Source organism: Nakamurella aerolata (assembly GCF_013002705.1).
In the GTDB taxonomy this organism is placed as follows: Bacteria; Actinomycetota; Actinomycetes; order Mycobacteriales; family Nakamurellaceae; genus Nakamurella; species Nakamurella aerolata.
Window position 1 is genome coordinate 1 of record NZ_JABEND010000010.1, and the last position, 12,909, is coordinate 12,909.

A 12,909-nucleotide genomic window follows, 5' to 3' on the forward strand; every position below is an offset into this window, starting at 1 on the left:
TCGGCACGGCGGGCGCCAGTGCCGGCACTCGCGGATGCAGCGGCGCCGGGGTCGGCCGTATCGACATCGCTCGCGGCGCTACCACGAGGCGATGGAGCGGTGCCTGTGGCGCCGGTCGAGGGCACGGGCACCGCAGGCGAGTCACCCCGCTCGGCGACCAAAGCCGCTGTGGGCGGGCGGGATTCCAGATGCGCAACCAAACCCGACCCCGGCTGCAGCACCCCCAACGCCGTACACCACCGCTGGAACTGCGCGTGCGAAACCCCCGCAGCGCCAACCTGAACCGGCTTCCGGTTGAGCATCAACATCACCCCCTTGTGACACACCCAGATTACCTCTTCTAGTACGCATGTTCGATCCGCCGATCGGATGAAAGTCAATGTCGTGAGGTCATCACAGCGACAACCGAATCTGCCCGCACAACCGGATCGGCTGTGCTTGGCAAATACATTGATCGACAATCTGATGGTGGCCGGCGCTCTGTCATCCGCACCGGTGGTTCCTTTGCCGGCCGCCCGGCCGCGGTCGGGCCCCATTGCCGCCGGTCGGCTGCCATGGCCCCCATCCGGTTGTTCATCCACATACCGCCGCCCATCCGCTGGTCCGATGTCGACCTGTCGGCCAGGCGACCGCCGTCGTCGATGGGGCCAGCGGTGTCCTTCCGACCGCCACGATCCGACGATGATGGCGCCAGCCACCTGGCCCTGCACTGCCGGGCAGTGGTCCCCCGCCACCCTGCTCGCCGGAGACCAGCCGGCCGAACTTGTTGTACGCCAAGAGGTTCGCGCCAACCGGCGAGCAGCAAGGCCCGCTCGTCACCGGTCACCAACCAAGCGCTGGCGGCCCCGCCACCGCCTGTGCAATACTGATTGAACCAAGCAGCTTGTGCGCAATTGCAAGCAGGAACGCGCACAACTTCAAACATCGAGGCAATTCACCGCCGCCCGCACGCTTGTCGCTCCCAGCGTGCACCCGGCGGTCGAGGAGAGGCGGAGGCGTCATGGCGGGATCGGTGGTGCGATCAGAGATGGCCGAGCAACCCCAGGTGCTGGCCAACCTGGTGCAGCAGCGCAACGAACTGCATGCGGCGGTGCAGGACGCGCTGCCACAATCGTTGCGGGGCATCACGTTGATCGCCAGGGGGAGCAGCGACAACGTCGCCGTGCACGCCCGCTATCTGCTCGAGTTGGCCACCGGCATGCCGGTGAGCATGGTGGCGCCGTCGCTGGTCACCAGGTACCACCGGGTCTCGGATCTGCGCGACTATCTGGTGATTGCGCTGTCGCAGTCGGGCCGCACCCCGGAAATTGTCGATGTCGCCACCCAGGCCGCCGGCGTCGGCGCCGCGGTGGTCGCCGTCACCAACGATGTCGAGTCTCCGTTGGCCGAGGCGGCCGCGGCGACCCTGTCGGTGGGCACCGGCGCGGAGCGAGCCGTCCCGGCCACCAAGACCGTCACCGGGCAGCTGGCGCTGGTCACCTTGCTGGCCGAAGCCGTTGCAGCGTCACCGGCGATCGGCGAACGCACCGACCTCACCCAGTACACCGGCGGCGACGCCGCCTGGGCGGCGCTGCCGGACACTGTTGCCGACGTGTTGGCCGACACCGCGCCGCTCGCCGACGCGGTGGGCATCCTGGCCGAGCGCCCCGACGGCATTCACCTGGCCCGCGGCCTCACCTACGCGGCCGCGCTGGAAGGTGCCCTGAAGGCCAAGGAAACCTCTCGCCGGGTGCACGAGGGCTACTCCAGCGCCGACTTCTTGCACGGCCCGCTGACCGTCGCATCGCCCACCGTCAGCGTGGTCGCCTACGGCGCCGACGGGCCGGTGCTGGCGGACGTCGCGAACACCGCGCGGGCCGCTGCAGACCTCGGCTCCCCGGTGGTCGGTGTCGGTCACCCGGACGTGGTCGCCGGTCTCCCCGACGGTGCCAAGAGCGCGTTTCTGCCTGTGCCGCAACGGCTTGGCGAAGCCCTCGCCGTGGTGCCGATGGTGGTCCGCGGCCAGCAGCTGGCCATCGACACCACCCTGGAACTCGGCCTCGACCCTGACACTCCCGAGGGACTGAACAAGGTCACCGCGACGCACTGAACGCGGCGGTCGGCGTTACTGCCGGAACTGCTCAGCCGTCTGCTGCAGCCTGCGGTGGTAATCGGCCCACCACTGCTCGGACTCGTCCGGCAGATTGCTGACACCGGCGCGCAGACCGACGGCACCGTCGATGTTCTCCCTGACGATGTCCGCCTGGCCCAGATGGCGCTGTTCTTCGGCGATCACGTGCACCAGCAGGCGTTGCAGGGTTACCTCGCCGGCATCGGGACCCCACCACGGAACGGTGCCCGGTGCGGTGAGGTCCAACTCGTCGATCGTGCGGTCTGCGTGCGCGCGAACACGTTGGTACAACTCAACAATCGATTCCTGGCTCTCGTCCGCAGTGGCCCACATGTCGGCGTTCGGCTCGGAATCGTCGCTGCCCATCTCCGCGTACCACGCCGGCATCTCCGGCACCGGACGCCCGAAGCACTCACCGAGGTACCCGGCTTCGACCCCACTGAGATGCTTGACCAAGCCCAACAGATTGGTGCCGGTCGGGGTCAGCGGGCGGCGGACGTCGTACTCGCTGGCGTCTTCCAACTTGAACAGCAGCGCATCCCGCCCGGAATCCAGGTAGCGGCGGAACACCGCCTTCGGATCGGACTGCCCTGCAGCAGCTTGGGCCGCATCCGGCGGGACCGCTTCCGCCGGGACAGCTTCCGTCGGGATGGCAGCTGCCGGGGCCTCGGCACCGGTGGCAGCGGGGTCGTCGGGATCAGTCATCCCGGCAGTCTCCCAGCTCGCGCCGGCCCGCGCTGCTGCGCGCGGCGAGCCCACGACGGCGCCGGCCATGCGCCTTGCATAGGCTCGGGGGATGACCGAGCCCTCAGGGCCAGACCGACACGCGTCTGACCCACCGCACACGGCCGATCCCACCTCGGGATCGCACGACACCGCCGCCCCACGCGCAAACCCGGAACGCGCGCTGGTCGCTGAACGGTTCGACGACTGGGTGCAGACGCTGTCCGAGTGGCTCACCATCCCATCGGTCAGCGCCGATCCGGCTCGCCGCGGCGACGTCCTGCGTAGTGCAGAGTTCTTCGCAGATCAGTTGCGCCAGACAGGTTTCCCGCGAGTCGAGGTGCTGAACGAAGGACCGTATCTTCCGGCGGTGGCCGCACATTGGCCCTCCGGCGACCCGGACGCGGTACGGGTGGTGCTGTACGGCCACCACGACGTGCAACCGGCCGACGGCGAAGAACGCTGGACCCATCCACCGTTCGACCCGACGGTGATCGACGGTGTGCTGCACGGCCGCGGCGCCAGCGACGACAAGGGCAACATCGCCACTCATCTGCTCGGCTTGACGGCCCACCTGCGGGCCACCGAGCGCAGCGCGCCCGCTGTCGATCTGACCGTTGTGGTTGAGGGCGAGGAGGAGTCCGGAAGTACCCACGTCACCGAACTGCTCGCCGACGTCAAGACCTTCATGACGCGGGCCGGCGCCGATTCCGCGGACGAGACCGACGTGATCGTGGTGACCGACACCGGCATCTTCTCCGCCGACACCCCATCGGTGGTGGTGGGGATGCGCGGCATGATCGCCGGCGAACTGCATGTGCACGGGCCGGACATCGACCTGCACTCCGGCCAATTCGGGGGAGCGGTGCCGAACCCGTTGGCGGAGTTGGCCCGGCTGGTCGCCGCTCTGCACGACGACGACGGTCGCATCGCCGTGCCGGGCTTCTACGACGGGGTGATCGAACCGGACGCCGCCGACCGCGCGGCGATCGCTGCGCTCCCGTTCGACGAGCAGGCCTGGTTGACCGGGCCCGCCGCGTCCAGGGCACTGGCCGGCGAGAAGGGTTACAGCACCCTGGAACGGCTCGGCGCGCGCCCCACCGCCGAGGTGAACGGCATCTACGGCGGCTACACCGGGCCCGGCGGCAAAACCATTGTGCCGACCGACGGATATGCGAAGTTGTCGTTCCGGCTGACCGGTAAGCAAGACCCTGCGCACATCCGCAAGGTGGTCGACCAGTTCGTCGCCGACAACCTGCGGGACGGGCTGACCGCCGAAATCCATTGGGAGTCAGACGGTGTCGAGCCGCTGTACACCGATCCCAAGCATCCGGCCACGCTGGCCACCCAGCGTGCGCTCGGCCGCGCCTTCGACACCGATACCGTGCTCATCACCAGAGAGGGCGGGTCCGGTCCCGAGTCCGATCTGGTGCAGGCGTTCAACGCACCCATGGTCTTCATCGGGGTGATGACCCCGGAGGACCAGATCCACGCACCCAACGAGAAGGCGCCATTGGCGCTGCTGCAGAAGGGATGTGAAGCCATGGCGCACCTCTGGCGAGAGCTCGCCGCCGTCGGCCGCAAGCAACTCAGGACGAGCAATGGCTGAGCGCGCCCGTTCCGGTAAGAAGCCCGGCCCCAAGCGCGCGGCGACAAAGGATACGCCGGCCACGCGCAAGGCGGCCAAGCCAGCGGCGACAAAGGGTACGCAGGCCACGCGCAAGGCGGCCAAGCCAGCGGCGACAAAGGGTACGCAGGCCACGCGCAAGGCGGCCAAGCCCACATCGGCCAAGCGTGCGTCGGCCAAGAGCGCCCCGGTCAAGCCAGCAGCCAAACGCGCGGCGGCCAAACCAGCAGCGGCCAAACCAGCAGCAAAGCCCACGCAGCGCACCCTCGCGACGGACAGTCGCAGCGCGGCGGAGCGCCTCGGGCTGAAGCTGCCGCGCAAGGCGTTGCCGAGTCAGGATCACCCCGTACATCGGGATGTGCTGGACAACGGGCTGCGGGTGCTGGTGGCGCCGCAGTCCGGCACCGGGGTGGTCGGTGTTGCGGTGCACTACGACGTCGGGATGCGGTCGGAACCCAAGGGGCGCACCGGTTTTGCGCACCTGTTCGAGCACCTGATGTTCCAGGGCAGCGAGTCGCTGCCCAAGCTGGAGCATTTCCGCACCGTGCAATCGTCCGGCGGCAGCTTCAACGGCTCCACCCACTTCGACTACACCGAGTACCACGAGGTGATGCCGGCGGCGGCGCTGGAACGCGGGTTGTTCCTCGAGGCCGACCGGATGCGGGCGCCGGCCATCACCGCCGAGAACCTAGCCAACCAGGTCGATGTGGTGAGCGAGGAGATCAGGCTTAACGTGTTGAACCGGCCGTACGGCGGATTCCCGTGGATCCTGCTGCCGCCGGTGCTGTTCGACACGTTCGCCAACGCGCACAACGGATACGGCGATTTCGTCGACCTGCGCGCCGCGACCGTCGCCGACGCTGCTGAGTTCTTCGAGACCTACTACAGCCCGGCCAACGCGGTGCTCACCATCTGCGGCGACATCGATCCTGGCATGGCGCTGGACCTGGCCGGGTCGCACTTCTCGGACGTGCCGGCCCGCCCCGCCCCGAAACGCCCGTCCTTCGCCGAACCGGCGCCGAACGGCACCAAGCGGGCCATCCACCACGATCCGCTCGCGCCGACTCCGGCGGTGGCGCTCGGCTGGCGGCTGCCCGACCCGGTGGATCGGCTGGATGACTATCTCGCCTATGTGATGCTCGGCGAGATCCTCACGGTCGGAGAATCGGCGCGCCTGCAACAGGCAGTGGTGGACACCGGTCTGGCGACCGATATCTGGGCAGGGCCAGGGCTTCTCGGTGGTCCGCTCGACTCCCGCGACCCCGATGTTTTCGGGCTGAGCGCCATCCATCCCCAGCAGGTAGGGGTGGACGAGGTGATCGGCGCGGCGGATCAGGTGCTGAGCACGCTGGCGGCCGACGGGCCCGCTCCCGACGAGCTGCGCCGGGCCGCGATTCGGTTCGCCACCGCGGTGTTCCGGGAAAATGACTCGGTGGCCGGCCGGACGCTGAACCTCGGGTCGAGCGAGCTGTTGCATGCCAGGGCCGAACTGATCGACGAGCTACCGGCGCTGGTTGCCGGTGTCACCGCAGAGCAGGTCGCCGCCGCGGCGGCCACCCTCGGCAAGAACCGTGCCGAACTGGAGTTGGTCGGCCGCGGCGCCGCCCAGGGCGGCACCCATGGAGGAAAATCGTGAGCCCAAGATCACCCAAGGCTGCCGGGCCGAAGGCCGGCCGGACGGCTGCCGCGAAAACCGGCCGGCAACGGCGAAAACCGCGCACCGCTGAAGAAATCGGCCGGACGGACATCGGGCCCCGGACGCTGCCAGGGTTGATGTCGGCGGGCCGGCGGCAGCGGACCCCGGCCATGGCCGACGAGGTGCTGGACAACGGCCTGCGGGTGATCGCGGTGCGGCGAGCGGACACCCCGCTGGTCGAGGTGCGGTTGCGGATCCCGTTCGGAGCCTCCGGCCGCACCTCGGCCGGGGTTCACGCCGCCAGAGCAGAGTTGTTGGGCAGCACCGCTTTGCTCGGCACCAGCACGCTGGACCGGGCCGAGCTCGACGACCTGCTGGCCGATATCGGCGGGCATCTCGACGCCGCGGTCGACCCGCAACGGCTGCTGTACAGCGGTTCCGTGCTCGGTGCAGGTTTGCCTGCACTGTTGGGGATTCTCGGGCATGCTCTCACCGAGGCCGGTTACCGCGCCAACGACGTTGCCAGGGAGAAAACCCGGCTCCTTGAACACCTGGCGATCGCTCGCTCGCAGCCGGGCGCCAGCGCCCGAATAGCCTTACAGCGCAGTCGCTTCGGCGATCACCCGGCGGCTCTTGAGCTGCCGGACCCCGAGGTGCTGACGAACGTGACACCGGCAGCACTGCGCGGCCTGCACCGCAAGGCGGTGGTACCGGACGGCTCGCTGCTGGTGCTGGTGGGCGACCTGCGGCCGAGCCAGGCGGTGGAGTGGGCGCGGACCGCACTGGCCGGCTGGACCGGGGCGAACCGGGCAACCGAGCTGACCACCCCACCGGCCGTCACCGGCGACAAGCCTGTCGAATTTCTGCATCGCCCCGGGTCGGTGCAATCGCAGGTTCGGCTCACCGGCCCGGCTGTCGGCCGGGACGCGCCCGAGTACCCGGCGCTGCAGTTGGCGAACCTGATCTACGGCGGCTACTTCTCGTCCCGGTTGGTGGAGAACATCAGGGAGGACAAGGGTTATACCTACTCGGCGGGATCGGGAATCGAGTTCTGGCCGGGCCGCGCCGCCCTCACCGTCTCCTTCGACACCACCTCGGAAGCCACTGCTGCCGCCCTCAACGAGGCCAGGTACGAACTGGGCCGGCTGGCGCTGGTGGCGCCGGAGGAACAGGAAATCGCCTCGGCGCGGAACTATGCGGTCGGGGCGCTGGCCATCTCGTTGTCCACCCAGGCCGGGCTCGCGTCCAACCTGGCGTCGGTGGTTGGTGCCGGAATGAGCCCGCAATGGTTGCTGGAGCACGGAAATCGACTGCTGCAGGTGACCGACAACGAGGTGGCCGAGGCTAGCGCGGCCTACTTCGCCCCGGCCAACTTCAGCGGCATCGTCCAAGGCGACGCCGACGTCGTTACCGGGCAGTTGCGGCTGCTGCCGGACGTCTCCATCGCGCAAGCCGAGTGGTGACGGGCACGTTGACCGAACCGCCAGAACCACGTGGCGCCAACGCTTCTGCCGATTCCGGCGCGGCGACCGAGCAGTTGCGGCTGGAGCTTCCGCTGCTGTCCCGCGGCACCGCCGACCGGGACGAGACGCTGCGCACCGCCGAACACGCCACTGTCGGCTGGCCGACGGCAAGGGTGATCCGGCTGGATCCGTCCGGTGGCATCGAGCTGGACGGCGGCAACCCGCGCTGGCGTCCGGCCGCCGATGCCGGGGCTGAGATCCCGCCAGGCGCTGTGCTTCTCGGCACCGTCGACGGGGTTGACCATTGGGCGCTGACCGACGCGTCGATCAGCGGCAGCAGTCTGCGCGACATCGGCGCCGACCTCGACGACACCGACGCAGGCTTGCTGGTGACAGCGGTGGCGCTGCTCACCTGGCATCGCAGGTCCGGTTTCTGCCCGACCTGCGGCGCGGCCAGCCGGCCCACCCTCACCGGCTGGTCGAGGACCTGCCCGAACGGGCACCAGGAGTTCCCGCGGACCGACCCTGCCGTCATCGTGCTGGTACACGACGGCGCCGACAACCTGGTGCTGGCCCGGCAGCCGAGCTGGCCCGCCGGGCGCTATTCGGTGTTGGCCGGGTTCAACGAGGCCGGCGAATCGTTGGAGGCGACGGTGCGCCGGGAGATCCTCGAAGAGGTCGGTGTCCAGGTGGACGACGTGCGCTACCTGGGATCACAGCCGTGGCCGTTCCCGCGGTCGCTGATGATCGCCTTTACCGCGCGCGCCGAACCCGAGGCCACCCTGACCCCGCAGGACGGCGAGATCGAGCAGGCCCGCTGGGTGAGCCGAGCCGAACTGCGGCGGGCACTGCAGCGTGACACCTGGGTCAGCCGCGACGCCAAGGAGCAGGCGGCACCGCACCGCCCGGCCGCCGAGGTGGCGCCCGAGCTGCCCGGCGAGGCGCCGACCAGTGACGAACTGCTGCTGCCGGGGCCGGTGTCGATCGCGCACCGGATGCTGCAGGCCTGGGCCGCCCAACGGACGGCCGACGGCGCGGGCCCGCCCGAGCACGAACCCGCTCGACACGGTGGGGAGCATTGACCGCGCTGTCGTACACGTGTGCGAGGCTGGATCGGTGACGGATTTGCTGGACGCGCTGGACGAGGGGCAGCGGGCCGCCGTGCTCGCGCCGTCCGGTCCGGTCTGTGTGCTTGCCGGTGCCGGCACCGGCAAGACCAGGACGATCACCCACCGCATTGCGCACCTGGTTCGCTCCGGCGCGCACCCGGTGTCCGAGGTACTGGCCGTGACCTTCACCACCAGAGCGGCGGGGGAGATGCGGCTGCGGCTGCGGTCCCTGGGCGTGCCAGGTGCCCAGGCCCGCACCTTTCACTCCGCTGCGCTGAAACAGCTGCGCTACTTCTGGCCCCGCGCGGTCGGCGGGCAGCTCTGGCCGGTGCTGGAGAACAAGATGCGGCTGGTGGCCACCGCCGCCCGGCGCGCCGGCGCCGGCACCGACACCGCGACGCTGCGCGACCTGGCAGGCGAGATCGAATGGGCCAAGGCCTGCCTTGCCACCCCAGAGAGCTACCAGCAGCTGGTCACCAGCACCCGGCGGGACACCCCGGTGCCGGTGGAGCAGGCCGCCAAGGTCTTCGACGGCTACGAGGCGCTGAAGAACCAGGTGGAACAGCTGGACTTCGACGACCTGCTGCTGCAGACCTGCGCCGTGCTGGAGACCGACGAGTCGGTGACCCGCGAGTTCCGCTCCCGGTACCGCTGCTTCGTCGTCGACGAGTATCAGGACGTCACCCCGCTGCAGCAGCGGCTGCTGGACGCCTGGCTCGGCGAGCGCGATCAGCTCACCGTTGTGGGCGACGCCAACCAGACCATCTACTCCTTCGCCGGTGCCTCGCCGCGGTATCTGCTCGGATTCCAGCAACGCTTCCCACAGGCGGCCGTGCTGCGGCTGGAACGCGACTACCGGTCCACCCCGCAGGTGGTGGAGCTGGCCAACAAGGTGATCGGGGCCGCCGGCGCCGCGGGCCCGGCCGGCCGGTTCCGGCTGCGGCTGCGCGCCGTGCTGCCGGACGGGCCCGAGGCCAGCTTCACCGAGCACGCCGACGAGCCGGCCGAAGCCAATGCCGTCGCGGCCGCCATCGCGACCCTGATCGAGGTCGGCACCCCGGCGTCGGCCATCGCCGTGCTGTACCGGATCAATGCCCAGTCCGAGAGCTACGAGCAGGCGCTCACCGCGGCCGGCGTGCCGTACGTGGTCCGCGGTGGTGAGCGCTTCTTTGCCAGGCCCGAGGTGCGGCAGGCGATGGTGACGCTGCGGCGCGCCGCCAACCAGTTCGCGGCCGCCGCGGATGCGTCAGCGGATGCCGCCGCCGATCCCGATGCTGCCGCCGGCGCTGAGGCCGGTACCGACGGTGCTGCTGCAGCCGACGCTGGTGCCGCTGGTGCCGACGCCGGTGCTGGCGCTGGTGCCGCCGGTGCCGCTGCGGCTGACGGTGCTGGCCGTGCCGGTGACGCCGGTGCTGTTGCCGACAGTGCCGGTGACGCCGGTGCTGCCGACGGCGCCGGTGCCGCTGCTCCGGATGCGGTCCGGGCGGCACCCGACGTCGAGCTGATCGGCTTGGTGCGCGGGCTGTTGGCGCCGATCGGTCTGTCCGAGGAGGCACCGCCGGCCGGTGCGCTGCGGGACAAGTGGGAGTCGCTGCGCGGCGTGGTGTCGATCGCCGAAGATCTGGCGTCCGGCGCGACCGCGGCCGGCAACCCGCGCCCCCTGCCGGTGCGGCTCGGTGAGTTCGTGCGGGAGTTGGAACAGCGGGCCGAGGCACAGCATGCGCCGACGGTCGAGGGGGTCACGCTCGCCTCGCTGCATGCCGCCAAGGGCCTGGAGTGGGACGCCGTCTTTCTGGTCGGCCTTGCCGACGGCACGCTGCCGATTCAGCACGCCGAATCGCCGGCCGAAGTGGAGGAGGAGCGGCGGCTGTTCTACGTCGGCATTACCAGGGCGCGGCGGCGGCTGGCGTTGAGCTGGGCGCTCTCCCGGACCGAGGGCGGCCGGCGGTCGCGACGCCGGAGCCGATTCCTCGTCGGCATCGCGCCGCAGCCCGCGCCGTCCGGCCGCGGCCGGGCCGCCGGCCGATGCCGGCTGTGCGGCGGCCGGCTGACCGAGCCGGCGCAGATCAAGATCGGGCGCTGCGCCAACTGCCCGTCGAGCGCCGACCCGGAACTGGTGGATGCGCTGCGTCAGTGGCGCCGGCAACGCAGTACCGACGACGACGTGCCCGCATACGTGGTGTTCTCCGACGCCACCCTGCTCGCCATCGCCGAGCACCGGCCGGCCGACGAGAAGGCGTTGCGGGCCATTCCCGGCATCGGTCCGAGCAAGCTGGAGAACTACGGCCGCGAGGTCATCTCCCTGGTCACCAGCACCCGCTGAGCACGCCGACCCGCTGCACACCCGCGGGCGCCGGCAGCCGGACCGACGCCGGCCCCCACCGGCGATCCGCAGCCGCCAGCCGGTCGGGCGCCCTTCGGAGCGTGGTGTCGCGGCGCGTTTGCTTGCTATTCATCTCACCGGTACTCGGCGAACCACGGCACCGACGACGCGCTGAAAAGCGTTGCCGGCCAACACCTCTCGTCGTCCTCCTGGCGTTCCGGCGTTGCCGCGCCAGCAGAGTCAGAAAGAAAGTTGCGAAAAACCCGGTAAATCGGTTGCCCGGCAGGTGTAGCGCACCGTAGTGTTGCTTCTGCCCGCCAGAGGTGGGCATCACCTTCACCCGGTCCGCAACCGGATCAGGTCACGAGCGAGAGGAGGCAGCCATGAACAACATCACCAACATCGGCGGTGGATTCGGCCGCGCCCTCTTTGCAGACCTGATGCAGGGCAAGCCGACCACCGCGCGTCTGCGTGTCGAACAACCGCTGTTGGTGCCGTGCTCGGCATCTCCCGCTGTGCGCACGCTGCCGCCGTTCGGAGCCATCAGCATCGCTGCCGGCACCGATCGCAGCGGTGTCGAGATAGGCGCTGTCTCCGACAGCGCCACCCTGGGACGGACCGGGAGTCTTCTGGCTTAACTATCCAGTCGCTCCCCTCCGGCCGCGGGTTCTCACTTCGAAGAACACCGCGGCCGTGGTGTATCGGCATCCGGCCCAGACCCGCAGACTGTGCGGCTCCAACCGGATTCCGCACTCCAACTACCACCGATGGAGGTGAGCGAACAGTGATCGCGTCACTGTTCGACGACGAGGTCGATCCGATCTTCCAAGAGGATCTTCCTTGCCACGCTGGCGATCCCGACCTGTGGTTCGCCGACAAGCCCGACGACCTGGAGCGAGCCAAGGCGCTGTGCGCCGACTGCCCGGCCAAGGCCCTGTGCCTGGCCGGTGCGCTGGACCGCGCCGAGCCGTGGGGTGTGTGGGGCGGAGAGATCATCGATCGTGGAGTCGTCATCGCCCGGAAGCGGCCGCGCGGCCGCCCGCGGAAGGAAGCGGCGTGAGTGGGTCGGCGGTCACCGTCTGGCTGCTCCGCGGCGCAGCTCCCTCAGCGGCCGGGCCCGCTCGACGGATCCGACCCCCGCGGGCGACTGCACCGCGAAAGATGCTGCGGCACAAGGTGTTCGCCGTAGCCTTCCGCGACGATCGGAGCGCACCTCGTCCAACACCGGGCCAAACACTTGGCCAGACAGCAGGCTCGCCGGCGCAGCGGCGCCCGGCCGGGTGCCGGCGGGCCGAGCAACCACACCACCGTAGGGCCGCAGCGGCCATGCCGCCGCAGCGAGTTCCCATGCCATCGAAAGGCACCGAAATGCATTTGCTTGTTGAAGAACTGAGTCGAGATCGAATGCGTCAGCTGCAGCGCGACGCCGAGGCCGATCGCCTCGCGCGCCGGCTGCGGGCCAGCCGTCGGAACCGGTCGCCCCGGGTCCGCGGCACCGTCCACTAACCCTCGGCCAGGTCCGGACCCACGCGACCGAACCCAGCCGCGGTCACCCGCTGCCGAGATCGCCCACGGCCCTGCCACTGTCACCGGTGGCAGGGCTGTTGGCGCTTGCGTCGTGCGCCAATTGTTCCAGTACCGAGCCGCCCCGCGCCCGAGCCGGTTCTGCCCTGATCCCCGGGCGGGACGACCGTACAGTGGGCGGATGGCCGACACCAGCCCACCCGCTCCGCAGCCGGTTGCCTGCGAGTCGTGCGGCCGGACGGCCGCGACCGCGCCGCTGGAGTGGACGAGCGAGCTCACCGACCGCGGCCGGCGCTACTACTGCGAACAGTGTGCGCGCCAGCACATTCGCGGCATCGAGTCTCGGCTCGACGCCGAATGGTGGTGAGCCGGCCGTCCCGTCCTTCCGGCCCGG

General features: G+C 70.0%; 10 protein-coding genes. 9 read left to right on the forward strand and 1 reads right to left on the reverse strand.

The annotated features are described in order from the left end of the window. The first annotated feature begins 1,027 nt into the window (after positions 1-1,027). A complete protein-coding gene (locus HKD39_RS15335) occupies positions 1,028-2,089 on the forward strand; it encodes an SIS domain-containing protein (RefSeq protein WP_171200764.1) in 1,062 nt (353 codons plus the stop codon). Between the two features lie 15 nt (positions 2,090-2,104). Here the strand turns inward: HKD39_RS15335 and HKD39_RS15340 are convergent, their stop codons facing one another. Beyond that, complete coding sequence (locus HKD39_RS15340) at positions 2,105-2,815, reverse strand: DinB family protein (RefSeq protein ID WP_171200765.1); 711 nt, start codon at positions 2,813-2,815, stop codon at positions 2,105-2,107. Between the two features lie 91 nt (positions 2,816-2,906). Here HKD39_RS15340 and HKD39_RS15345 point away from each other — a divergent pair, with 91 nt between their 5' ends. The 8 genes from HKD39_RS15345 to HKD39_RS15380 all read left to right on the forward strand — a co-directional run bounded on the left by HKD39_RS15345 (position 2,907) and on the right by HKD39_RS15380 (position 12,882). Then, positions 2,907-4,442 carry a M20/M25/M40 family metallo-hydrolase gene (locus tag HKD39_RS15345; RefSeq protein ID WP_171200766.1) on the forward strand — a complete coding sequence of 512 codons (1,536 nt, stop codon included), beginning with the start codon at positions 2,907-2,909 and terminating at the stop codon, positions 4,440-4,442. A 343-nt stretch (positions 4,443-4,785) separates the two neighbouring features. Further along, positions 4,786-6,096 carry a M16 family metallopeptidase gene (locus HKD39_RS15350; RefSeq protein WP_212754638.1) on the forward strand — a complete coding sequence of 437 codons (1,311 nt, stop codon included), beginning with the start codon at positions 4,786-4,788 and terminating at the stop codon, positions 6,094-6,096. Further along, the gene (locus HKD39_RS15355) at positions 6,093-7,559 is read left to right on the forward strand and encodes a M16 family metallopeptidase (RefSeq protein WP_343074739.1); all 1,467 of its coding nucleotides are present in this window, start codon (positions 6,093-6,095) and stop codon (positions 7,557-7,559) included. Before HKD39_RS15350 ends, HKD39_RS15355 begins: the two co-directional genes overlap by 4 nt. 74 nt (positions 7,560-7,633) lie before the next feature. Further along, positions 7,634-8,641: an NAD(+) diphosphatase gene (gene nudC / locus HKD39_RS15360; protein ID WP_171200870.1), complete on the forward strand. Its 1,008-nt coding sequence runs from the start codon at positions 7,634-7,636 to the stop codon at positions 8,639-8,641. Positions 8,642-8,675: 34 nt separating this feature from the next. Continuing rightward, on the forward strand, positions 8,676-10,991 hold the full coding sequence (locus HKD39_RS20110) for an ATP-dependent DNA helicase UvrD2 (RefSeq protein ID WP_343074740.1): 2,316 nt from the start codon (positions 8,676-8,678) through the stop codon (positions 10,989-10,991). 383 nt (positions 10,992-11,374) lie between these two features. Continuing rightward, the gene (locus tag HKD39_RS15370) at positions 11,375-11,629 is read left to right on the forward strand and encodes a hypothetical protein (protein WP_171200767.1); all 255 of its coding nucleotides are present in this window, start codon (positions 11,375-11,377) and stop codon (positions 11,627-11,629) included. Positions 11,630-11,775: 146 nt separating this feature from the next. After that, on the forward strand, positions 11,776-12,051 hold the full coding sequence (locus HKD39_RS15375) for a WhiB family transcriptional regulator (RefSeq protein ID WP_171200768.1): 276 nt from the start codon (positions 11,776-11,778) through the stop codon (positions 12,049-12,051). Positions 12,052-12,696: 645 nt separating this feature from the next. Then, a complete protein-coding gene (locus HKD39_RS15380) occupies positions 12,697-12,882 on the forward strand; it encodes a hypothetical protein (RefSeq protein ID WP_171200769.1) in 186 nt (61 codons plus the stop codon). The last annotated feature ends 27 nt before the right edge of the window (positions 12,883-12,909 follow it).